This is a genomic window from Ochrobactrum quorumnocens, assembly GCF_002278035.1.
Classification (GTDB): Bacteria; Pseudomonadota; Alphaproteobacteria; order Rhizobiales; family Rhizobiaceae; genus Brucella; species Brucella quorumnocens.
On sequence record NZ_CP022604.1, the window covers coordinates 2309811 to 2333896 of the forward strand.

The window sequence follows — 24086 nt, forward strand, 5'->3', positions numbered from 1 at the left end:
TAATGCTTTAGAACAGTCGCAGCCCGTTCTGTGTCTTCTGGGATGACTTGCTTTCATCCACACCGGGATCATCGACAATGATATGCGCTGTGCGGTTTTTCACAGTGTCGGTATCGTCTTCAGCACGTTCTGGTGAAACGGCATCAATCACAGCTGACTTTTCGACCTCAGCGATTTTTGGTGGCGACGGTGCGGTTTTCACCTTTACCGGCTCGGCTTCCGGCACAACCACTTCCGCCTCGACAACATCTTCGAATTTTGGCTGAGGTTTCTCCACCGGCACGATTGCCCGGCTTTCCCCAACGTGATCAGCCACCGCTTTAGCGATTTCCGGCTTTCCCACTTCGATCAATGGCGAGAGCTGCTCTACTGGCACTTTCCATTCAAAGCTGTTGAGACGACCTGTTACCGGAGACACCGGCGACCATTGCTCAGAAACATAACCATCTGCCGTCCATGCAGGATCGCGCGGCGCTTTAACAGCCTGCGCAAGCCACTGCCGTACCTTGCCCTGATCGCCTGTCTCAGCCTCTTCAATGTCCGCAAGCAGCAGATAAGCGCTTTCACGCGGAGAGCCACGCAATACCTGTTCTGCATTGTCACGCGCAAGACGATATTCACCTGCCTCGTAAGCAGCACGCGCCAGTGCCAGACTGCCTTCAGCATTGTTTGAACGCAACGTCACCAGATGTTTCGCTCGTTTCAAACGGTCCTGCACCGTGTCGCCTGCGCGACCATAAACATAGGTCGAGGCAATATCAGGATGCGGTGAACGCTTCCACGCGGCTTCAAGAATTTTCGAGCCTTTGCGCACTTCGCCGTCGGCAAACAGCGCGCGTGCAGCAACAATGGCCGCAGGCACAAGGTCAGGCGCAAGCTTATTGGCTTCAAGCGCGATGGCCTTAGCATGTGCATGATCCACATCAACCGTCGCCATCGCCTTGGCTGTGAGAAGCGCTGCGCGCTCCTTCTTCACCACATCTTTGCTGTGAGCGAGTGCCTGTTTACGGGCATCCACCAATTTCAATGCACCGTCCCAATCGCCTTCAGAGCAAAGCTGGCCCATGACGGCAGAGGATGCCCATTCAAGCTGTGGTGCGTCTTTTGCAGCTTCTGCCGCATAATGACGAGCGGCCTCGCGCGCGCCGACGCGTTGCGCTTCGATATAAAGACCGCGCAGACCAAGCAGCTTGGTTTCCGGGTCTTCAATCATGGCTTCAAAGCCCTTGCGGGCGTCATCGGTGCGGCCTTCGAGCATTGCTGTCTGGGCTTCAAGAAGCTTGATCAATGGCTCCTGATCAGAGTTCAAAAGCTTGGCTGCTTGCTTGTTCATGCGGCGTGCCGCTTCCGCGTCACCTGCACCGGCCGCAATCAATCCGGTCGACAGGGACTGATAACCCCGGTCGCGTTTGCGGGCACGGAAATGACGGCGCAGTGTATAAGGCGACTGGATGATGCTCTTGATGAGCCACCAAAGGATCAGAATAACAGCAACAATCGCCACCACACCGGCAGCGGCCGTGATCAGCGGCACATTGTAATGATTGCCTGCAAAAGTGACGTCGAGCTCACCCGGACGATCTGCGAGCCACGAAAAGCCAAATCCAAGAACGACGACAATAGCGAAGTAAAATATCACACGCAGCATGGACGACGCCTCCTTAGTTTGGCGCCGTGGCGTCTGTTGCGGTTTTTGGCTTGAGGCTGTCGGTCACAAGACGCTGGATCAATGCATCGGCATTGTGCCGCGCTTTCATCTGGCTTGCGAACTCTTCTGACGCAGCCTTCGCATCAGCAGGCAGCTGCTCCCATTCGGAGATTGCCCGTTCAAGATCACCGGCATGAAGTGCCGCCTCCATACGTGCTGTGGTGGGGCCAACGCCGATGCCGCTCACATTTCCCGCGACAGGGCGCACGCTAACGAGACCTTTGGCGCTGGCCACCAGTTGATCCCAAACGCCTGCATCGGCAGGTAGCTTGTTTTCTGTGGCGATTATGTTGTTTGCAACAGGCCCGAACCATGCGTTGAGATCGGCAATGGTCGGAACACCTCTATCAGCAAAACTACGCAATCCTTCGACCGACTTATCCTGCTGTGCCACAGATGCATAAGTCTCAAGTTCGGCCTTGAACGAACCACCGCGATCAATCGCTGTCTTCAGTGCATTGGCCGCAATAAGCGCCGATGCATCGGGTTGGCGCGCACTCTCGCTCACCTTGTCCTGAAGCGAGACGAGTTTTTGCTCAAGGCTGGAGATCGTGCCGCTATTGCCCGAAACTCCCGCTGCGGCCTGATCGGCCTGATTCTTCGCATCACTCAGTTGCTGCTCAAGCGATATGAGACGTTCGGTCAACGCTGAAACATCAGCGGGAGCAGAACCGCCTTCCCCTGCCTTTGGCAGCGCCGCAAACTGCTGTTGAATTTCGGTGAGGCTTCCGGCAACAGCTTCCGCTTTGATTTCTGCCGCTTCGACATTCTTCTGCAAATCGGCAAGTTGCGTCTTGCTGGCATCATCCAAAGGCGCTGGCGCTGGATTGGTACGCAGATCCGCAATCTGTTGTTCCATACGCGCCAATTGTTCGGCAGTTACGCGAGATCCCGGCGAAGGCACCACATTGCCCCATTGCAAAGCAAGAAGTCCCCCAAGAGCGATCACGCCACCAGCGACACCCGCCAGAAGATAAGCGCCGCTTGAGCCAGATTTCTTTTCCGACACTGGCGGCACTGATGCAGTGGTGCGCGGGGCTTCCCTTGAGCCTTCAGGCTTAACACCGGCTCTAAAGGGAGGCTTTTCCACTTTGGGTTCAAATTTTGGAGTAGCAGCGGCGGCGGGTTTTGGATCGGTCATCTTCGAGAAATCCCCTACTGGCTCGGCTGCCGGTGTCGCCTGAAGTGTCGCCTGTGGTTTTGCCGCTTCGTCAACGCGTTTAACATCTGACGGATCGAGATTGATCGTCACGGGCTGACGGGCCGGTTTGGAATGTCGCGGAGTGCCGGATTTCGCCATGGGTCCTCTCGTAGTGCAAAGAATGTCTCTAAAGCTTATCAGATAAAATCACGAGATGAAGGAAGGTTGCGCGCAAAAGAGTCAAAGTTTGGAAAACAAACGAAAAATACCGCTCTCATCAGGATGATCCGCAATCAGTGCCTGCGCGCGCCATTCCTCTGGCAAGCAATCGGCAACACGCCCCGAAATGCATAGAAACCGCGTTTTTACGTCAAACTGCGCGCCAGCTTTCTGCATCAGTTCAACAAACAATTTTGCAGCGACAGCAGAATAAACCAGCACCGCGACAAAAGGACCTTGGTCGAGGGCGGTTTTGATTTCATTGACTGAATAGTCGATTGTCTCGATGCCATAGACATCGCGGACTATCATAGTAAGGTCCGTCTTCGACACCTGATGTTCGAAGACGGGCTGGCGCACACGTCCTGCGAGATAAAGAACCTCTGCGCCTTTCGGCAAAACTTCCGCCATCTTCGCAGCCAGGCGTACAGCATCACCGCCGCCTTCAATCACAGTCCGAAAACCTGCTTCCTGTGCGGCACGCGCTGTACCCTCACCAACAGCAAACAATGGTAAAGTTTTCAACGGTTGAAGTTGTTCATTTGGCACATGCCGAAACGCATTGGCACTCGTCACGACAAGCGCGTCAAACAGCTGATTCTTGATCGAAAATTCAAGCGCGACCGTACGGCTAACCGGCAGAGAAACAGGCGAAAACCCAAGATCGGCAAGCTTTGCCGCGGTCAATGACGCCGACGGTTCTGGCCGTGTGATCAAAACACGCCCCCCGGTCATAGTCTTCCGCTGTTCCGCCAATGTTACTCCCAGCCCTCAAAGAACTTTGCACCGGCCTGCGCCCGCACGCGCTTGGCCGCATCCGATCCAAGTTCAGCGGCATCGGCGGCAGAACCTTCTGCCGTCACTTCATGCGCCTCGCGACCATCAGGTGTCAGGATAATTCCACGGAAAGAGACTTTGTCGCCGTCAACAATCGCAAGGCCCGCTATCGGCGTGCGGCAGGAACCATCAAGGGTCGCCAGAAATGCGCGTTCACAGGCAAGTGCTACATGCGTGTCACGATGCGCCAGCGGCTTCAGCAATGTATCGATCTTTTCGTCGCCAATACGGCTTTCGATGCCTATAGCGCCCTGCCCGGGTGCAGGCAGGAAAGTTTCAGGGTCCAGAATATCGGTAATCACATCGGCGAGGTCCAGTCGCTTCAATCCGGCACAAGCGAGCAATGTGCCATCCACTTCGCCTTCTTCAAGCTTGCGAAGACGCGTCTGGACATTGCCACGGAACATCACCACTTGAATGTCAGGACGCAGGCGCTTGATCATTGCCTGACGACGCAGCGACGACGAACCCACAACCGCACCCTGCGGCAGATCGAGAAAGCGCTTTGATGTGCGGCCAACAAAAGCATCGCGCGGATCTTCGCGCTCAAGAAATGCAGAAAGATGAAGACCTTCCGGCAGAACAGTCGGCATATCCTTGGTAGAATGGACAGCAAGATCGATGCGACCATCTTTCAGTGCCGATTCAATCTCTTCGGTAAACAGGCCCTTGCCACCGATCTGCGACAAGGAGCGATCCTGAATGCGATCACCAGCAGTGGACATTGGTACGATTTCGATGGCGTCTTCGGTGAAACCATGCGCTTCAATCAGCCGGGAGCGTGTTTCATAGGCCTGAGCGAGAGCAAGCTTGCTGCCCCGAGTGCCGATCTTCAAGCTGCCAATCTTCAAGGATGCTGTTTGCATATCGTGCCGTCCATGATACCGGGTTTCCGGAAAATATTACGTGAAATTATGAGACAGGCAGGGTCTAACCGCAAATGCGCATTCTTGGAATAGAGACAAGTTGCGACGAAACAGCCGCCGCCATCGTTGAACGCGACGAAAACGGTAAAGGCCATATTTTGTCCAATGTGGTGCTCAGCCAGATCGCCGAACACGAACCCTATGGCGGCGTGGTGCCAGAGATCGCCGCACGCGCCCATGTCGAAGCGCTTGATCAGCTGGTAGAACGCGCACTCAAAGACGCCAACCTAACTCTCGATGAAGTCGATGCGATTGCCGCAACAGCCGGTCCCGGTCTCATTGGCGGGTTGATTGTCGGTCTGATGACCGCCAAAGCCATGGCCATGGCTGCAAACAAGCCATTCTATGCGGTCAATCATCTGGAAGGCCACGCGCTTACCGCACGATTGACCGACAATCTTCCGTTTCCCTATCTGCTACTCTTGGTTTCCGGTGGCCACACGCAAATGGTTCTCGTGCGTGGTTTGGGTGATTATTCGCGCCTCGGCACGACAATCGATGATGCGCTAGGCGAGGCCTTCGACAAGACGGCCAAATTGCTCGGCCTGCCTTATCCGGGTGGTCCTGCTGTTGAACGCATGGCATTGCAAGGCAACCCCAAGCGTTTTCCATTGCCAAGGCCGCTTAAGGGCGAAGCACGGCTCGACTTCTCCTTCTCGGGCCTCAAGACCGCTGTGCGCCAGACCGCAACAGAGCTGGCTCCGCTTTCTGATCGGGACGTGGCCGACATCTGCGCATCTTTTCAGGATGCGGTCGCAGACACTTTGTCGGATCGCGTCAAGCGGTCGCTGGAACGGTTCAAGCAAGAGTTTCCCGACTGCGCAACACCTTCCCTGATCGTTGCAGGCGGTGTCGCCGCCAACAAGACATTACGCGCGTCGCTTGAAGCGCTTTGCAGCAAGTATGGTTTCAGCTTCATAGCGCCTCCGCTCAATCTTTGTACCGACAATGCGGCGATGATCGCCTGGGCAGGTGCGGAACGTGCCGCAACGAAGGGCCCCGATTCGCTCAGTCTCGCACCACGCTCGCGCTGGCCACTTGATGAGAAATCTGCGCCCATGTTTGGCACTGGACGTCGTGGGGCAAAAGCATGAGTGAGCGCGCTAAGATTGCCGTCCTTGGTGGCGGCGCATGGGGAACGGCACTTGCAGCCATGGCAGCCATCAGCCGCCACGATACATGGCTTTATGCCCGTGATACCAAAACGGTTGAACATGTAAACAATGAGCGCCGCAACCCTGCTTATCTGGGCGAGATCGAATTGCCGGAAGGCATTCGCGCCAGCACGGACGCCAAAGCGGTTTTCCAAGATGCCGACATCGTTCTAGTCGTTGTACCGGCACAGGTAATGCGTAAAGGGCTGCAGGAACTAAGCCCCCTTATTCCGCAATCAGCACCCGTCATTCTCTGCGCCAAGGGCATTGAGCGCGAGACCGGGCGCCTTATGTCGGAAGTAGTGGCTGAAGTTCTGCCCAATCACACAATCGGCGCTCTTTCCGGCCCGAGTTTCGCAACCGATGTGGCGCGAGGCCTGCCAACAGCTGTGACTATCGCTTGCGAAGATGCTGCGATTGCAGACCAGCTTGCGGCAACGCTTTCCGGCCCAGCTTTTCGCTGCTACTCCACCACGGATCTCAAGGGCGTTGAAATCGGCGGTGCGCTTAAAAACGTTCTGGCTTTGGCCGCAGGCGCTGCCATCGGGCGCGGCTATGGTGCCAGCGCTCAGGCAGCACTCGTAACCCGCGGCTTTGCCGAATTGCGCCGTGTTGCGCAGGCTATGGGTGCAAAGCCTGAAACCATCATGGGGCTTTCAGGCCTAGGCGATCTGATGCTGACCTGTTCTTCGTCACAATCGCGCAATTATTCATACGGGCTTGCTATCGGTCGCGGTGAAGACCTTACCAATCGCCCACTGGCCGAAGGCGTGGCTACAGCCCCAATCGCTGCCGAACTCTGCAAAAAACATGAGGTCCCTGCCCCGATTATAACAGCGGTTGCAGCGCTTCTTGCTGGAAAAATCACCATCGATGAGGCCGTGACGGCCCTTCTCAACAGACCACTCAAGACCGAGGATTAAGCATTTGAGCCAAAAGTGCGAAGCGGTTTTGTGTAGGATAATGCTCAAACAAAAAGGTTAGCGAACGATGCTTTTTGCTCTTCTATGCAACGACAAGCCCGACCATCTGCAGGTGCGCCTTGATACGCGCCCAGCCCATCTCGACTATCTCAAGGGCCTTGGCGATGGATTGAAATTCGCAGGCCCCTTCCTTGGTGAAGATGGCAAACCAAATGGCAGCCTCGTTGTCGTTGAAACAGCGGACAAGGCAGAAGCCGAAAAGATCGCCGCCAATGATCCCTATGCGCTGGCAGGCCTGTTTGCCGATGTGGCCGTTCGTCCATGGAATTGGGCCATCAACAATCCCGCAAACGCTTGAAGGTAACATGATGGCTTACTGGCTGTTCAAGTCCGAACCGTTCAAATGGTCATGGGAAATGCAGAAAGCCCGTGGCGAAAAAGGCGAGCAGTGGGACGGCGTGCGCAACTATCTGGCACGTAACAACATGCGCGCCATGAAAATTGGCGACAGAGGTTTCTTCTACCATTCCAACGAAGGTCTGGAAGTGGTGGGCATTGTCGAAATCTGTGCTCTTTCGCATCCTGACAGCACCACCGATGATCCGCGCTGGGACTGCGTGGATATCAAGGCTGTGCGCGATGTGCCGAAGCCCGTCACGCTGAAAGATGTGAAAGCCAATCCCAAGCTCGAGAAGATGGCGCTTGTCACTTCCATGCGCCTTTCGGTTCAACCAGTGACCGAAGACGAATGGATCGAAGTTTGCCGCATGGGTGGGCTGGACGCCAAAGACATCTGATGCATGTCTTTCTCCCAAAACCGGTTTCCACTTTTGGGAGACATGCTTGATGCTTGATCCGGCAAAGAAGGGCGCGCGCGATTTCATACTGGCCAATACTGGTCTGCAAACGCCGCCCCATGTGCCGGAAATCCAGCTCTATCTGGCCGACGAAGCTCACGACCTCTGGCATCGAACCGAGGAAGAACTGGCAACCATCGGCCTGCCGCCTCCCTTCTGGGCTTTTGCCTGGGCGGGCGGTCAGGGTGTTGCGCGCTATATTCTCGACCATCCGCATGCAGTCGCAGGCAAAACCGTACTGGATTTCGCATCCGGCTCAGGTCTTGTTGCCATTGCGGCAATGAAAGTGGGCGCTACAAGGGTTTTGGCTTCAGACATTGACCCCTTTGCGCTTCCAGCCATCGAAATCAATGCAGCAGCAAACAGTGTTGTCATCACACCGGCACTCATCGATTTGATCGATCAGGATCACGGCTGGGACGTGGTGCTTGCGGGCGACGTGTTTTATGACAAACCGCTCGCTGATCGTCTGACCCCATGGTTTTCACAGCTCTCAGCGCGTGGTGCCCGCATCATCGTCGGTGATCCCGGCCGCGCCTATCTGCCGAAGGAGCGGCTCGAACAGCTTGCCGTCTATACGGTGCCTGTCACGCGTGCGCTTGAGGATGCAGAGGTCAAGCGCACGACGGTCTGGGCGTTTATTTAGCTAAGCAAACCTCTTTGCACCCGCCACGCACAGCACAACCACACCAGCGGTCAACACCATGCCCATGCTCACCGGTTCACCGGCAATGGATGCGGCCAACATCAAACCGAAGAACGGTTGCAGCAACTGAAGCTGTCCGACTGCCGCAGCACCGCCCTGTGCAAGCCCGCGATACCAGAAGAAAAAGCCTATCAGCATCGAAAACAGCGTGACATAGGCAAGCCCGCCCCATGCCATCGCACCGATACCGGACCAAGTTTCAGGACGCGTCAGGATGCTGAGTGGCATCATCACCGGCAGTGAGAAGACCAGCGCCCAGCAGATCACCTGCCAACCACCCAGCCTGCGCGAAAGGCTCGCACCTTCTGCATAACCAAGTCCACAAACAATGATTGCACCGAGCATCAAGACATCGCCGAGCAGTGTGGACTGGCTGCCTTGCCCATAAGCGTAGGATGCAACGATGAGGCCCCCTGCGACGGAAAACAGCCAGAACAGAGGGCGCGGATTTTCACCACCGCGCAACACGGCAAACAGAGCCGTAGACAGTGGCAGCAAACCGATAAAGACAATTGCATGCGCCGATGTCATGTATTGCAGCGCAATACCGGTTAGTAATGGAAATCCAACAACGACACCCAAGGCGACAACGATCAACGACATAACGTCCTTGCGACGTGGTAAAGGCTCGCGAAAGGCTAGCAAAAGTATCAGGCCCAGAAGGCCGGCAATCGTCGCTCGCGCCATGGTCAGGAAGGTCGGGTCGATATCGATTACCGCCAGACGCGTTGCAGGCAACGACCCGCTAAAAATGAGAACCCCCAGAAATCCGTTAATCCAACCCGCAGTCTTGTTCATTCTGTCTTTTCGACCTTCTTCGTAATCGTATTGTGCATTTCCCAGCAAAACTGCGTGGCGGTTTGTGTTGGATAATGCGTAAAAACAAACAATTAAAGCAGTTCCGACAATTCCGTTCGAACCGAAACCGCTTTAGATGATTCCGGTACAGTGCCGTGAAGTCGGCCAAATAATCAGAGACAATTACCGGACAATTTTGGTAAACTGTACTGATACAAGGAATAGTACAGATGATTTCGACAGGCCTATTGCGCAGCCTCGAGGCTGTAGAGGCCGCCTATCTCGGCGGACAAAGCAAGCGCAGCGATGAAAAGGCCGCGTCTGAGAAGATGCCGCTTGTCGAAAAGGTCATGACCATCATCCGGGATCGTATTGGGGCCATGAGCCTTGCTCCCGGTGCCCGGCTGCCATCGATACGTCGTCTGGCTGAAACCATGCATGTTTCCAAATCAACTGTTGTAGAAGCCTATGACCGACTGGTCGCTGAAGGCATCATCCAGTCGCGTCGTGGTGCTGGCTTTTATGTTTCCGAGCGTGGGCGCCAGCCCTTTACGCTGGCAAGCGCCGCTCCCCATAAGGACCGGCAGATTGATCCTTTCTGGGTCATGCGTCAGTCGCTTGAAGCAGATGACAAGACCTATAAGCCCGGCTGCGGCTGGTTACCGGATGAATGGCTACCGCTCGAAGGCATTCGCCGTGCCATGCGCACCATCGCGCGTGATGAGGACAGCAATCTCGTCGCCTATGGCGAGCCTCTAGGCTTTCGCCCGTTGCGCAATCATCTGGCGCGAAAATTATCCGAGCAGGGCATCGATATTTCGGGCGGCGATATATTGCTGACCGATTCCGGCACTCATGCCATCGATCTCATCTGCCGCTTCCTGTTGCAGCCCGGTGATACGGTGCTGGTCGACGATCCTTGTTATTTCAATTTTCAGGCGTCGCTGCTTTCGCATCGCGTCAAACTCATTGGCATTCCTTATACCCATACAGGACCTGATCTTGAGGCTTTCGCACAGGCAGCCGCCGAGCACGCGCCAAAGCTCTATATTTCCAATGCGGGTCTGCACAATCCAACAGGCGGCACCATGACACCCTCCACGGCACATCGTTTGCTGAAGCTTGCGGAAGTGCACGACATCAAGCTGGTGGAAGACAATATCTTTGGTGATTTTCATTCCTCGCCCACACCGCTTCTGGCTGAACTCGACGGCTTTGATCGTGTGCTGCATATCGGCAGCTTCTCGAAAACGCTCTCGGCTGCAGCGCGCGTCGGCTATATTGCCGCTCGCCGTGACTGGATCGATGGCCTCACAGACCTCAAGCTAGCCACATCCTTTAGCAGCAATGTTTTGTCAGCGCAGATAGTACATGCACTTCTGACCGACGGCACCTACCGTCGCCACATCGACAATCTGCGTGCGAAACTCGCTGACGCGATGACCATGACTGCAAAACGGCTCAAAGCAACCGGACTTGAACTCTGGACAGAACCGCAAGGTGGCGTTTTTCTATGGGCGCAATTGCCCGAAGGTACGGATTCGGGACAGATCGCCCGCTATGCGCTCCAAAAGGGTGTTGTTCTCGCACCAGGCGATGTCTTCAGCCCATCCCGCAGTGCGACACGCTATCTGCGTTTCAATGTTGCACAATCAACTGAACCCTATATCTTTGCCGTTCTGAGCGATGCGATGCGCGAAGCGTCGAGGTGATTGCATTCACCCGCTCACATCGAAAACAACTTCAACCAAAAGCAATGCAGTCAGTTGACCCGTGAAGGATATACTCGCCCCCTGTCTTTGAGGAGAGACATCGGGAGGGATAAACGTGAATACACACCCAACAGGGATGGTGGCCAGTCCACGTCCCGAAGATGAAAAACTATCTGTTGCGGCCAATCTCGCTTATGGCTTCCAGCATGTTCTGACCATGTATGGCGGTATCGTTGCGGTGCCGCTCATTATCGGTCAGGCAGCGGGCCTCAGCCCCAGTGAGATCGGTCTGCTGATTACCGCCTCGCTGTTTGCGGGCGGTGTGGCAACCGTTCTGCAAACCATCGGCATTCCGTTTTTCGGCTGCCAGCTTCCGCTGGTTCAGGGCGTATCATTCGCCGGTGTCGCAACAATGGTCGCCATCGTCACATCTGCCCAAACAGGAGAAGCCGGGCTTCAAGTGGTACTCGGTGCGGTGATGGCTGCATCTCTGATCGGCTTTCTCATTACGCCGATATTCTCGCGCGTCACACGCTTCTTTCCACCGCTTGTCACCGGCATTGTGATTACAACCATCGGCCTCACATTGATGCCGGTTGCCGCACGCTGGGCAATGGGTGGGAACAGCAAAGCGCCAGACTTCGGCAGCATGGGCAATATCGGCCTTGCCGGGCTTACGCTTCTGATCGTGCTGCTGTTGAGCAAGATCGGCAATGCCACGATTTCACGCCTTTCAATCCTGCTCGCCATGGTTATTGGTACGGGCATTGCTTGGGCGCTCGGCATGACCGATTTTTCCCGTGTATCGGAAGGGCCCGTGATGGCACTGCCCGAGATCTTCCACTTTGGATGGCCGATTTTCAGCATTGCTGCGACACTGTCGATGTTCATCGTCATCATCGTTACGCTGGTGGAAACATCTGCCGATATTCTGGCGGTAGGCGATATTCTGGAAACCAAGGTCGATTCGCGCCGTCTGGGCGATGGTCTGCGTGCCGATATGGCATCAAGCATTCTTGCACCTGTGGTCGGCTCGTTCACACAAAGTGCTTTCGCACAGAATGTTGGCCTTGTGGCCGTAACCGGTGTGAAAAGTCGTTATGTGGTGGCAACGGGTGGTCTCATTCTGATCACGCTAGGTCTTCTGCCTGTGATGGGACGCGTGATTGCCTGTGTGCCGCCTGCGGTGCTGGGTGGTGCCGGTATCGTGCTGTTTGGTACAGTCGCTGCAAGCGGCATCCGTACGCTTTCAAAGGTCGATTATCAGAACAACATCAATCTGATCATTGTGGCGACCTCCATCGGTTTCGGAATGATCCCGATTGCAGCGCCGGAATTCTACCATCAGTTCCCGGCTTGGTTTGAAACCATTTTCCATTCAGGTATCAGCTCCGCCGCTTTGATGGCAATCGCACTCAACCTGATGTTCAACGAATTCAAAGGCGGCAATTCAGACCAGATGTCAGTTTTTGCTGAAGGCACCGAACGCATCATTCGCCACCATCAAATCGCAGAGCTGCATGACGGCGATTACATCCTCAATGGTAAGCTCTACGATGCCGAGGGCAATGAAGTGAAGATCGTGCCTGCGGCGGCGCACTAAAGCATTTGTGCCAAAAGTGCGAAGCGGGTTTGCGTTGATAATGCATAAGATAAAAATTAGAGCGCATCGCGCTCTAATCAGCGCAGGACGCGGATAACAGTTCTGTTGGTCAAATGCGGCAAGAGGCGCGTCATGTCGGCGCGCTTCAATGCTATACAGCCTTCAGTCGGGCTGAAGCCTGAACGACTGAGATGGAAGAAAATCGCGCTGCCGCAGCCACGCCTGCGCGGGTTGATGTTCCAGTCCATGACAATACAGACATCATAGACATCGTCATTGCGCCACATCTTCTCATGACTTGCCTTGAAGGGCAGATTGACGGGACGATTATAATTGGCGTCATTTGGCGCATCGCACCAGCCATCCAGTTTGCGGACACGTCTCAAGGGCAGACGGGATGAAGGCAGCTGCCCTGCATCCCCGCGTCGATAGCCGTAAAGCAATCGCATGGACGAAAGCGGCGTTGCGCCGTCGCCCTCGCGCTTAAAAGCACTGATTCCCCCCTTGCCAAGCGCACATTCGAGCACCAAATTGCCAGCAGCAAGCAGGCCGCGCGTCTTATGGCCGGGCTTTGCCCGTACGTCGATGATGCCAATTCCGCGGCTTTTTTGATTTCTGGTCAAGCCTGCCTCCTCAAATGCTGACTGCTTGAAAACTTTTGGTGCTATACCCGAAAAGCTCTCGCGTTTTTTCACGGCTTCAACTTATCGCCATTAAATGTCATAAAACACGAACAACTATTTGAATCAAAGAGTAACGAGGACAGGCATGACAGGTCGTACAATACTGGTTGTGGACGATGACGAAGATCTCCGCTCCATCCTCGTCGAACAGCTGGAGCTGTGCGAAGAGTTCCAGATCGTTCAGGAAGACAACGCCACAAAAGGCATTCAGACCGCTCGCAATGGCGTCGTCGATTTGCTGATCATGGATGTCGGTCTGCCGGATATGGACGGTCGCGAAGCGGTAAAGCTTCTGCGCAAAGGCGGCTTCAAGGCCCCGATCATCATGTTGACCGGTCACGATACGGAATCGGACACGATCCTCGGCCTTGAATCGGGCGCGAATGATTATGTCACCAAGCCTTTCAAGTTTGCTGTACTCCTTGCTCGTATCCGTGCGCAGTTGCGCCAGCACGAGCAGAGCGAAGACGCGACTTTCATCGTCGGACCTTACACCTTCAAGCCGGGCCAGAAGCTGCTTCTTGATGAGAAGGGCAGCAAGATCCGCCTGACTGAAAAGGAAGCGGCGATCATCAAGTATCTCTATCGTGCAGGTGACAAGGTTATCGGCCGCGATGTGCTGCTTGAGGAAGTGTGGGGCTATAATTCCGGTGTCACGACCCACACACTGGAAACCCATGTCTACCGCCTGCGCCAGAAAATCGAGAAGGATCCGTCAAATGCGTCGCTTCTGGTTACAGAAAGCGGGGGATACAAACTTGTCCCATGATGGACAGCGCCTGATGCGGGTGTATTGACAAGCTATGGCGCTCGATGACGATATTCGCATTCTCGGCTCAGTAGGCCTGTTCGAGTCATTCACTCCCGAACAGTTGCGTCTGCTCGCCTTTGGAGCAGAACGACTGGTGCTGCGCGCCGGTCGTGAGCTCTTCCGCGAAGGCCAAAGCGCTGACTGCGGCTATATCGTCGTATCTGGCAACATCACCTTGTTTCACGATGCAGACGAAGGGCGGATCACGATCCGCCCCGTCGGCCCCGGTGCGATGCTGGGCGAAATGGCGCTGATTGCGCAAACCACACGCCTTACCGGTGCCATGGCTGAAGAGGAGACGGAAGTTATCCGCATCAGCCGCGCCATTTTCCGGCGCATTCTGGAAGAATATCCGGAAGCTGCAGCCTCGCTGCATGCACATATCAGCCAAAATCTGCTGCAATTGATCAGCGATATTGAAAAAGTGGGCCCGCGCCTTGGCAGCGACGACTAAAGCGCGGCGCGCTTTAAGTCTTTATTTATACGCATGTTTTTATCCCGAAAGTGGGAACCGGTTTTGCGTGAGGATAATGCGTAGAAACAACAGTTAGAGCGGTTCCAACGATTCAGTCTTAACCGGAACCGCTCAAATTATAACTGTAGCTCCCGCTCGATGCCGATGGCGTCAAGGAAGGCCTGATCGTGGCTCACCAACAGCAACCCGCCCTCATAGTCATTCAAGGCCGCTTCCAGCGCTTCTGTGGAATCGAGATCAAGGTGGTTGGTCGGTTCATCGAGAATCAACAGTTCAGGTTTGAGCGTACCGCCCAGAACACAAGCAAGAGCTGCGCGTAGCAATTCGCCACCGCTTAAGCCTCCTGCAAGACGCGATACACTTTCACCACGAAACGAAAACCGCGCAAGTGCTGCATGGGCATCATTATCGCTGGCCCCTTTGTTTAATCGTCGGAAATTCTCATAAAGCGTCGCATCGCGATCTATCAGGCTCATCTGCTGATCAAACATCGCAATGCGCACAAAGCGCCGGATCTCCCCCGCAATGGGTTGCAAATCCCCGGTAATCAAACGTAGCAACGAGGTTTTGCCTGCACCATTTGCGCCACGAATGACGATACGCTCCGGTCCGACAATCTTGAGCGAGAAATCATGAATGACCGGGTGTTCCCGTACCGGCCCGCCAAAAACGTTCTGCATTTCCAGAACCACACGCCCGGAGGGTGAAAGCGATGCCTCGATGTCAAAACGCATGGGCTTGACGCGTTCGGCCTTTGCTTCCGCTTCGCGCAACTGGTTTTGAGCACGATCTGCATTGCGTTCAGCAAGCACATCGCCGCGGCCGCCGGTTTTCTGTGCACGATCCTCTCGGGCATCAAGCAGCAACTTGCTCATGCCTGCATCAGCACGCGACTTGCGCCCTCGTGCATCGCTCTTCGCCTGCCGTTCTGCAGCTTCCTGCGCCTTGAGCCTGACCTGCTTTAAATCGCGCTGAGCAACCTCCAGATCGCGAGCAGCCCCTTCCCGTTCCTGGTCCTTGCGTGCGTGGTAAAAATCCCAATTGCCTCCATAGAGCGTTAGAGCACCTTGCGAAAGCTCAGCTATCGTATCAATGGTTCGCAACAATTCACGATCATGACTGACGACGACTGCAGCGCCCTGCCACTTTGCAAGCATGTCGGCTACCGCCTGACGCCCATCACGATCAAGATTATTGGTCGGTTCATCCAGCAATATGAGATCGGGTTCTTGAAACAAAAGGGCTGCAAGTGCTGCGCGCGTCTGCTGCCCACCGCTTAATTCGGAGAGCGAGGTTTGCGGTTCAAGCGATAGCCCGAACATCTGCAAAGCTTCATCAAAGCGATGCGACAACAACCAGTCTGCCTGTTCGAAATCCGTATCCGTGCCCGCGCCCGCTTCAATACGCGCTAGCCTATCAAAAGCATCGCACGCACCAAACAGATCGGCCAGAGTACGCTCGCCATTGCTGCCGATATTTTGCGCGAGCACGCCAATCCTGCCGCTTCGAGTAACAGTTCCGCTTGTGGACTTCAAATCACCGCTCATGATTTTCAGAAGCGTGGATTTACCGATACCATTGCGCCCGACAAGGCCGATGCGGCCTTCGGTGACGCTGAAATTAATACCGGAAAAAAGACTACGGCCATCAGCCGTGACGCAGGAAACATCCTGAAGAGTAAGAAGAGAAGACATCGCAAGCCCTGTAAAAACTGATAAATCTGATCGTTTGAAAAAGTGCCGTATGATCCATTGCTCTTTTGTCCTTTTCTGAACTTCATTTTTCTCGAATAGTTTTTTAGAGCGCGATGACGCGCTGAATACCTATCGTATCAAGAAATGCCTGATCATGGCTGACCACCAGAAGCGCGCCATCGAAAGCGTTGAGCGCAGTTTCCATCGTTTCGATAGACGCAATATCGAGATGGTTGGTTGGCTCGTCCAGTATGAGCAACTGTGGCGGCTCTGTTCCCCCAAGTGTTGCTGCAAGCCCGGCCCTCAGCAACTCGCCACCGCTTAACTCTTTAGCCAAACGAAGGGCCACATCTCCTCGAAAAGCAAATCGCGCCAAAGCCGCACGAGCATCATTATCATTGCAGCTTGGATTGAGGTTGCGATAGTTCCAGAACAGGCTTTTCGTCCGGTCGAGAAGCTTAAGCTGCTGATCGAGAAAGATGATATGCGCGTTTCTTTCAATCTCGCCCTCCAGAGGCCTTAGCTCGCCTGCGATCAACCGCAACAATGAGGTCTTACCGGTCCCGTTACGCCCTGTAACTGCGATCCGTTCTGGCCCCATAATTGTCAGCGAAAGCTTCTGGATAATCGGGAAATCCGGTGCCGGACCTCCCGTCAGCTTATCAAGTTTCAGCAGTACCTTACTCGCAGGCACTTCGGCTGACTTTATCTCAAAACCAAACGGGGTCAGCCGCTCAATCTGTTTCTCAGCAGCCTGAACAAATTGTTTCGCCTTATCAAGCTGGCGCGATGAGATCGTGCTTGCATCCATATTCCGCGCACCAGCAGCGCGGTTCTTCAAGGCGTGGATTGCGCCCCGATCCGCGCCACTCTTCAATCCTTGAGCAACGGAGCGGACAGACCCATGCACACGCGTTTGAAGTTTGCGCTGCGCTTCTTTTTCAATCTGCTTTTCTTGGTGCTGGGCAAAATTCAGGTCGCGTTTCACAACCTCTAGCTCTGCGGCTTTCCGGGCCGCGTAAAAGTCCCAGTTTCCGCCATAAAAATTCATTCCCAATGACGTCAGTTCTGCAATCCGATCCATCTCGCGCAGCAATTCGCGATCATGGCTAACCACAACAGCGCCGCCACGCCAACCGCGCAGCAGACCAATCACGGCCTGCCGTCCGTCACGATCAAGATTGTTTGTCGGTTCATCCAGCAAAATCAGATCAGGGCTCTGAAATATCAAAGCTGCCAGTGCCGCACGTGTTTGTTGCCCGCCACTCAACGCAGCAAGTCTTGTTTCAGGAATTATATCCGGCAGACCTAACTGTTTCAGTGCGCGGTGAAAACGTTGCGGAAGCAACCAATCCGCGGTGCTGATATCATCATCGCTGGCAACGCCCGCCTCTATGCGGGCAAGTATATCAAACTCATCGCGCACGCAGAAGAGATCGACCAGCGTATCTGCAAGTCCAGACAAGATGTCTTGTCGAAGAACACCAACCGTGCAATTCGCACTTACAGAGCCGCTCATTGGCGGCACGGCACCGCTAATTATATGCAGAAGCGTAGACTTGCCGACACCGTTGCGTCCGACAAGACCAATACGCTCTGCATCAATGCTGAGATCGATGGATTGAAAAAGAAGACGACCGTCAGTCGTTGCGCAGGAAATATCGTGAATTGTGAATAGAGCCATCATGACGAACCATAGAAACATTGAAGACACTGGTTATGAGAAACAGTGTGTTCTGGTTCATCGATTTGAGCTCCTATTAAAGCATTTATAGAAAAAGTGCGAAGCGGTTTTGCATAGGATAATGCGAAAGAAAATAGATAGAGCGGTTCCAACGACTAAGTCTTAACTTGAACCGCTCTGATATTCGTTCGCCGCCTTAATAATAGGTATACGCGGCCAAACATTGTTCACTAGCGTCAGATTACAGAGCCGTTGCTCTGTAATAGCTTATTACCATTGATCTTAATCCAGATCAAATGTCGCGATGACAGGCACGTGGTCCGAAGGACGCTCCCAGCCGCGCGCCTCACGCAGAATTTGCAGCTCCTTCATATGAGCTTCGAGATCAGCAGAGCCCCAGATGTGGTCAAGTCTGCGACCACGGTCAGCGGCGTCCCAATCCTTGGCGCGATAACTCCACCATGTATAAATCTTCTGGTCTGCTGGAATGACCTGACGCATCAGATCGCTCCAGCCACCCTTCACACGCAGATCTTCCAGCGTTGTGGTCTCAATCGGTGTGTGACTGACGATCTTGAGAAGCTGTTTGTGCGACCAGACATCGTTTTCGAGTGGCGCGATATTGAGATCGCCCACCAGGATCGACGAATTTCCGTCCTGCCTGTCTGCCACAATCGCTCGCATTTCCTCAAGAAAACCGAGCTTATGCGCAAATTTTGGATTAATTACCGGGTCCGGCTCATCACCGCCCGCAGGCACGTAGAAATTATGGATACGCAGCTTTTTGTCGCCGGCTGAAACAACCGCGCTGAGATGGCGGCAGTCGCCCATTTCGCAAAAGCCGATCTTCTCGACATCGCTCAGCGGGCGCTTGGAAATAGTTGCAACGCCATGATAGCCCTTCTGACCACTGATCGCGATATGCTCATAACCAAGCGCACGAAAACCCTTGGAAGGGAATTGATCGTCCGGGCATTTGGTTTCCTGCAGACACAGAACATCAGGCTGATAATCGCTCAAGAACTGCTCGACCAGCGGCATGCGCAGGCGAACGGAATTGATGTTCCAGGTAGCAACAGAAAAGGTCATGGGAAAAAGACTCGCGGTCATCAAAAGATGGTCGCGAACCTAACCATTTATCCAAAAAATGCAAACATCAGGCAGCAACTAAAGCGCATCTCGAAAAGTGTGAAACGGTTTTCGGATAAGATGCGCGCAAAAACAGGCAGATAGAGCGAATCCAACGATTCAATTTTAACTGGAACCGCTCTAAGCTGACTATTACTGACCTTTTCGTTTCATCGCGATGCGCTGATAGTCGATCTTGAACATATCATCGGTGAAACGTACACCCGTACGCAGATTGAAGATCATCACCGTCGTATCAAGCCCCTGCGCATCGGTAATGGTCCACTGCTTGAGCTCGTAGGTCTTTGGCTCGAACATCAGCGTGATCTTGGAGCTGCCGAAAACTTTTTTGTCGCCTATAACCAGTGTAGTCATATCCGGGTCTTGCTTGACGCTCTGAAGGCGACCGCCACCAAGATCGATCTTGTCAGAAAGAAGCAGTTTTAGCGGCGTTGTGCCAAGCGCATACATATCCCAAGTGTCGAGCTTGCGATTGTTGATGACAACCTGATTGCCATCCGAAATTACCCGCACTGGCGAGTTGTTGTAATTGAAACGGATTTTGCCCGGACGCTCGATATAGAAAGTGCCGCCGGTCTGGTCGCCTTTGGGACCAAACTGCACGAACTCACCAGTCATTGTACGAACCGACGAAAAATGATCCGCAATCTGCTGAGCTGCGGCGGCGTTTCCCGCACCTTGCGCCTGCGCTGCAGCTGGCACAAACGCTGGCACAGCTGCACCAAGAACCAATGCTCCCAATCCGAGGAAGGCTGCGAAACGGCTGGCTTTCGCAAATACGGAAATGCGGGAGAACATCATCAGCAAACTCTCTGTTTTCATCATCTTCTTAAAATAATCCGGCAGTTAGGCACCAGTGTGGCAACTGATAAGCCGAAATACCTCGGCCTTAGTAGTCGTCTTCCGTTGGCACCAGTATCTCGCGCTTGCCTGCGTGATTGGCAGGCCCCACAATGCCTTCTTCCTCCATCCGTTCGATGATCGAAGCCGCACGGTTATAGCCAATGCCGAGGCGACGCTGGATATAGGAAGTCGAAGCCTTCTTATCGCGCAATACGACTGCAACTGCCTGATCATATGGATCGTCGGAATTTTCAAGGTTCGACGTTCCAGCCGGACCACCGCCTTCATCTTCATCGTCATCTTCGGTGATAGCATCGAGATATTCCGGCACGCCCTGAAGCTTGAGGTGCTGGACAACGCGTTCAACTTCATCGTCGCCGACAAATGGGCCATGCACACGCTGAATGCGTCCGCCGCCTGCCATGAACAGCATATCGCCCTGACCAAGCAATTGCTCGGCACCCTGCTCACCAAGAATCGTACGGCTGTCGATCTTGGACGTCACCTGGAAGGAAATTCGGGTCGGGAAGTTTGCCTTGATCGTACCGGTGATAACGTCGACCGACGGACGCTGTGTTGCCATGATGACGTGAATACCAGCCGCACGCGCCATCTGTGCAAGACGCTGCACCGTACCTTCGATGTCCTTGCCTGCAACCATCATCAAGTCAGCCATTTCGTCGATAATCACGACGATATACGGCATTGGTTCGAGATCGAGCTGTTCGGTTTCGTAGATCGCTTCGCCTGTATTGCGGTCAAAACCGGTCTGCACCGTGCGGGCGATCTGCTCGCCCTTCTTCTGCGCCTGACCGACACGCTGGTTGAAGCCGTCAATATTACGGACGCCGACTTTGGACATCTTGCGATAGCGGTCTTCCATTTCGCGCACGGTCCATTTGAGCGCGACAACGGCCTTTTTCGGATCGGTCACGACCGGGGTCAAGAGATGCGGAATACCATCATAGATGGAGAGTTCCAGCATCTTCGGATCGATCATGATCAGACGGCATTCCTGCGGCGTCATACGATAGAGCAGCGACAGGATCATAGTGTTGATCGCGACCGATTTGCCGGAACCCGTCGTGCCGGCCACCAGCAAGTGCGGCATCTTGGCAATATCGGCAATCACCGGCTCGCCATTGATGGTCTTACCGAGCGCAAGTGCCAGCTTGGATTTGGATTGCTCAAAGTCGCGGCTTGCCAGCATCTCGCGCAGATAAACCATTTCACGCTTCTGGTTCGGCAACTCGATGCCGATGACATTGCGACCCGGGACAACAGCGACGCGGGCAGCAATCGCGCTCATCGAGCGAGCGATATCATCAGCCAGGCCAATCACGCGGGACGATTTGATACCGGGTGCCGGTTCAAGTTCATAAAGCGTAACAACAGGCCCCGGTTTCACATTGATGATCTCGCCGCGCACGCCAAAATCTTCCAGCACACCTTCAAGCAGACGCGCATTCTGTTCGAGCGCATCCTTGGAAAGCGATGCATCGCGCTGAACCAATTTGGGTTCAGCCAGATAGTGCAGGGACGGCATTTCAAACGCGCCGCCTTCCTTCAGAAATGAGGGCTGTGCTTCGCGCTGAATACGCGCACCGCTCTTCGGTGCAGGCGCACGTTCGCCAACGCGCGCCTTGGAGCGTTGTGGCGGCGTATCATGCCATTCTTCACCTGCAAGCGGGGCAGCTTCCATGCCGCCATCAAAGTCGTCATCGGTATCGAATGGTGGTTGCTCGGAAGAAGCGCCGCCAAAGCCCGGCTCGCGACGTGCACTGTTTCGGGTTTCAGCGGTGCGGCGTACGCTGCGCATATCACCATATACGTCTTCGCGCGGCTTACGACGGTTGAGGCCAGTGAGTCGCTTGAAAGTCGCGGATACACTGAGCACCGTATGTGTCAGAGCACCAACATACTGCGACAGACCGCCTGAAGAGCTTTCGTCCTCGTCATCGTCATTATCTGCAAAATCATCTTCAACAGGTGCGCCGTGCGAAGCCCGTGTGTTGAGCAGTGCCTCACGACGCCCCACAATTCCACTTGCAAACAGGCAAAGCCACAAAGCAGGCAAAGCAAGCACCAGCGCGATTCCCGATGCGATGGCACCTTGCGGGAATGCACCGAGAAACACCCCAGGCAGACGCAACATCATATCACCAAACACGCCGCCAAGACCAATAGGCATTGGCCAACTTTCCGGCACGGCAAAGCAGCTCGCGATGGCTGCAAACAGCAAAGCAGCACCCATCCATGCAAAGCTGCGCTTCACAACCCGGCTTATACCGCCGCGCGTCATGAGCAGCAGCGACCAGATGACCAGAGGAAGCAAAACCGGAACACTCGCAAGGCCGAAGAACTGCATTGCGAGATCGGAAAATACGGCACCGGGATAGCCAAGCGCGTTGGTTACGGGATTATCCGTGGCATGACTAAGACTGGGGTCAGCAACATTCCATGTCGCAAGCGCACCCACAGCCGCAGCGGTCAGCGAAAGCAACCCCAGCCCAAAGAGGATATAGAACTGCCTGCGGAAGATGTTGGCCAGTTTCAGCCTGTCTTCCGAAATCCGCTCGTCACGCAGCGGGTATGAGGGCGAATATCCTTGCCGCATAAAGCCTGTCCCGAACCATGTTTTATTGCCGTCTGGTTGTTAAGCCTCGGGCGCAATGAATCGGGGCGATCCTAACGGGGCGATGGTTAATTCCCCATTAACCATGCAGGCTTCCACACAAAGAAATAACAGGAGAGATGCGAGAGAACAAAAAGTGGAAATGAAAAAGGCGCGGTTTCCCGCGCCTTTTTCCTGTTGAGACAAACCTGTTCTACTGAACAGACTCGCCGTGCAAAGCGATATCGAGGCCTTCCATTTCGGCCTGCTTACTTGGACGCAGCCCCATAACGGCCTTGACCACATAAAGGATGATTGCCGTTGCAACTGCTGTGTAGACAACGGTGATCGCAGCGCCAAAGAACTGCTTGCCAACGGTTGCACCTTCACCGGCTGCATTGATCGTCGCGTCAGCAAAGACACCCGTCAGGATCGCACCGACAAAACCGCCGACGCCATGGACACCGAATGCATCAAGCGAGTCGTCATAGCCAAGCGCATGCTTGATCTTGACGGCTGCAACATAACAGACGGCACCTGCGATGACGCCCAGAATGAGCGCACCCGTTGGATTGACGAAGCCAGCAGCAGGGGTAACCGCAACCAGGCCTGCAACAGCACCCGAAATAATGCCAAGAACACTTGGCTTACCGGCAATCGCCCATTCCGCAAACATCCAGGCGAGAGCCGCACCAGCGGTCGCAACCTGCGTGTTGAGCATGGCAACAGCTGCAAGGGAGTTTGCACCGGCAGCTGAACCCGCATTGAAGCCGAACCAACCAACCCACAGAAGGGCTGCACCGATAACCGAGAGAACGAGATTATGCGGCGCCATATTGGTTTGTCCGTAACCATCGCGCTTGCCAATGATGAGCGCTGCAACAAGGCCAGCAACACCGGCATTGATGTGAACAACCGTACCGCCGGCAAAGTCGAGAACGCCGTCAGAACCGAGGAAGCCGCCGCCCCAAACCCAGTGAGCCACTGGGATATATACGATGAAGAGCCACAGCGTCAGGAAGACGAGCATGGACGAAAACTTCATGCGTTCAGCAAACGAGCCAGCAATAAGTGCTGGCGTGATGATCGCGAAGGTCATCTGGAAGACGATGAAGAGATATTCCGGAATGGTACCCGTGAGCGAGTCCATCGTCACGCCGGAGAAGAATGCCTTGGAGAGACCACCAATATAAGGGTTCATGGAGCCGCCATCCGTGAAGGCCAGCGAATAACCCGCGACCATCCATAGAACCGACATAAGGCAGGTGACGGCAAAGCTCTGCATGACCGTCGAAAGTACGTTTTTCTTGCGCACCATACCGCCGTAGAACAGCGCCAGACCCGGGATGGTCATCATCAACACGAGCGCGGTTGAAGTCAGCATCCAGGCCGTATCGCCGGTATCAAGGGTCGGGGTCGGGGTCGGGGTCGGAGCGGTTGCGGCTGCATCCTGCGCCAGTGCCGTTCCTGCAAGAACGAGCAGTGCTGGCAAGGTGGCCAAAGCCATTTGCTTGAATCTTCCTGTTATGAGCATCGAGTATCTCCGTCG

At 54.6% G+C, this 24086-nt stretch carries 21 protein-coding genes; 9 read left to right on the top strand and 12 right to left on the bottom strand.

The annotated features are described in order from the left end of the window. Nucleotides 1–7: 7 nt before the first annotated feature. The 4 genes from CES85_RS20750 to hemC all read right to left on the bottom strand — a co-directional run bounded on the left by CES85_RS20750 (nt 8) and on the right by hemC (nt 4771). On the bottom strand, nt 8–1648 hold the full coding sequence (locus CES85_RS20750) for a heme biosynthesis protein HemY (protein WP_095447585.1): 1641 nt from the start codon (nt 1646–1648) through the stop codon (nt 8–10). Nucleotides 1649–1661: 13 nt separating this feature from the next. Further along, nucleotides 1662–3008 (bottom strand): COG4223 family protein, encoded by a 1347-nt coding sequence (locus CES85_RS20755; protein ID WP_095447586.1) that lies wholly within the window; start codon nt 3006–3008, stop codon nt 1662–1664. 81 nt (nt 3009–3089) lie between these two features. Beyond that, complete coding sequence (locus tag CES85_RS20760; protein WP_095447587.1) at nt 3090–3803, bottom strand: uroporphyrinogen-III synthase; 714 nt, start codon at nt 3801–3803, stop codon at nt 3090–3092. Nucleotides 3804–3826: 23 nt separating this feature from the next. Then, complete coding sequence (hemC, locus tag CES85_RS20765) at nt 3827–4771, bottom strand: hydroxymethylbilane synthase (protein ID WP_095447588.1); 945 nt, start codon at nt 4769–4771, stop codon at nt 3827–3829. A 74-nt stretch (nt 4772–4845) separates the two neighbouring features. Here hemC and tsaD point away from each other — a divergent pair, with 74 nt between their 5' ends. From tsaD to CES85_RS20790, 5 genes are all read left to right on the top strand, one after another. Further along, entirely contained in the window at nt 4846–5925 is a 1080-nt protein-coding gene (gene tsaD / locus CES85_RS20770; protein WP_095447589.1) for a tRNA (adenosine(37)-N6)-threonylcarbamoyltransferase complex transferase subunit TsaD, read from the top strand. Further along, nucleotides 5922–6908 (top strand): NAD(P)H-dependent glycerol-3-phosphate dehydrogenase, encoded by a 987-nt coding sequence (locus CES85_RS20775; protein WP_095447590.1) that lies wholly within the window; start codon nt 5922–5924, stop codon nt 6906–6908. Before tsaD ends, CES85_RS20775 begins: the two co-directional genes overlap by 4 nt. 67 nt (nt 6909–6975) lie before the next feature. Next, a complete protein-coding gene (locus tag CES85_RS20780) occupies nt 6976–7266 on the top strand; it encodes a YciI-like protein (protein WP_095447591.1) in 291 nt (96 codons plus the stop codon). A 10-nt stretch (nt 7267–7276) separates the two neighbouring features. Further along, complete coding sequence (locus tag CES85_RS20785; protein WP_095448001.1) at nt 7277–7705, top strand: EVE domain-containing protein; 429 nt, start codon at nt 7277–7279, stop codon at nt 7703–7705. Nucleotides 7706–7754: 49 nt separating this feature from the next. Then, nucleotides 7755–8411: a class I SAM-dependent methyltransferase gene (locus CES85_RS20790; RefSeq protein ID WP_095447592.1), complete on the top strand. Its 657-nt coding sequence runs from the start codon at nt 7755–7757 to the stop codon at nt 8409–8411. Here the strand turns inward: CES85_RS20790 and CES85_RS20795 are convergent, their stop codons facing one another. Beyond that, nucleotides 8412–9269 carry a DMT family transporter gene (locus tag CES85_RS20795; RefSeq protein WP_095447593.1) on the bottom strand — a complete coding sequence of 286 codons (858 nt, stop codon included), beginning with the start codon at nt 9267–9269 and terminating at the stop codon, nt 8412–8414. Nucleotides 9270–9499: 230 nt separating this feature from the next. On the opposite strand from CES85_RS20795, the gene CES85_RS20800 reads away from it, so the two are divergent. Both CES85_RS20800 and CES85_RS20805 read left to right on the top strand, forming a co-directional pair. Further along, nucleotides 9500–10981, top strand: a complete 1482-nt coding sequence (locus CES85_RS20800; protein ID WP_095447594.1) for an aminotransferase-like domain-containing protein — start codon at nt 9500–9502, stop codon at nt 10979–10981. 136 nt (nt 10982–11117) lie between these two features. Continuing rightward, entirely contained in the window at nt 11118–12584 is a 1467-nt protein-coding gene (locus CES85_RS20805; RefSeq protein WP_095447595.1) for a nucleobase:cation symporter-2 family protein, read from the top strand. A gap of 77 nt (nt 12585–12661) precedes the next feature. Here CES85_RS20805 and CES85_RS20810 read toward each other — a convergent pair whose 3' ends face one another. Next, nucleotides 12662–13207: a L,D-transpeptidase family protein gene (locus CES85_RS20810; RefSeq protein WP_095448002.1), complete on the bottom strand. Its 546-nt coding sequence runs from the start codon at nt 13205–13207 to the stop codon at nt 12662–12664. A gap of 145 nt (nt 13208–13352) precedes the next feature. On the opposite strand from CES85_RS20810, the gene optR reads away from it, so the two are divergent. Beyond that, on the top strand, nt 13353–14036 hold the full coding sequence (gene optR / locus CES85_RS20815) for a response regulator OptR (RefSeq protein WP_095447596.1): 684 nt from the start codon (nt 13353–13355) through the stop codon (nt 14034–14036). 34 nt (nt 14037–14070) lie between these two features. Next, on the top strand, nt 14071–14532 hold the full coding sequence (locus CES85_RS20820) for a cyclic nucleotide-binding domain-containing protein (protein WP_095447597.1): 462 nt from the start codon (nt 14071–14073) through the stop codon (nt 14530–14532). Between the two features lie 137 nt (nt 14533–14669). Here the strand turns inward: CES85_RS20820 and CES85_RS20825 are convergent, their stop codons facing one another. From CES85_RS20825 to CES85_RS20850, 6 genes are all read right to left on the bottom strand, one after another. Further along, complete coding sequence (locus CES85_RS20825; protein WP_095447598.1) at nt 14670–16247, bottom strand: ABC-F family ATP-binding cassette domain-containing protein; 1578 nt, start codon at nt 16245–16247, stop codon at nt 14670–14672. 103 nt (nt 16248–16350) lie between these two features. Beyond that, on the bottom strand, nt 16351–17934 hold the full coding sequence (locus tag CES85_RS20830) for an ABC-F family ATP-binding cassette domain-containing protein (RefSeq protein WP_095448003.1): 1584 nt from the start codon (nt 17932–17934) through the stop codon (nt 16351–16353). A 279-nt stretch (nt 17935–18213) separates the two neighbouring features. After that, on the bottom strand, nt 18214–19020 hold the full coding sequence (gene xth, locus CES85_RS20835; protein WP_095448004.1) for an exodeoxyribonuclease III: 807 nt from the start codon (nt 19018–19020) through the stop codon (nt 18214–18216). 192 nt (nt 19021–19212) lie between these two features. After that, the gene (locus CES85_RS20840) at nt 19213–19881 is read right to left on the bottom strand and encodes an outer membrane lipoprotein carrier protein LolA (protein WP_191793336.1); all 669 of its coding nucleotides are present in this window, start codon (nt 19879–19881) and stop codon (nt 19213–19215) included. Nucleotides 19882–19969: 88 nt separating this feature from the next. Then, nucleotides 19970–22540: a DNA translocase FtsK gene (locus CES85_RS20845; RefSeq protein ID WP_095447600.1), complete on the bottom strand. Its 2571-nt coding sequence runs from the start codon at nt 22538–22540 to the stop codon at nt 19970–19972. Between the two features lie 211 nt (nt 22541–22751). After that, complete coding sequence (locus tag CES85_RS20850) at nt 22752–24071, bottom strand: ammonium transporter (protein WP_095447601.1); 1320 nt, start codon at nt 24069–24071, stop codon at nt 22752–22754. Nucleotides 24072–24086: the final 15 nt, after the last annotated feature.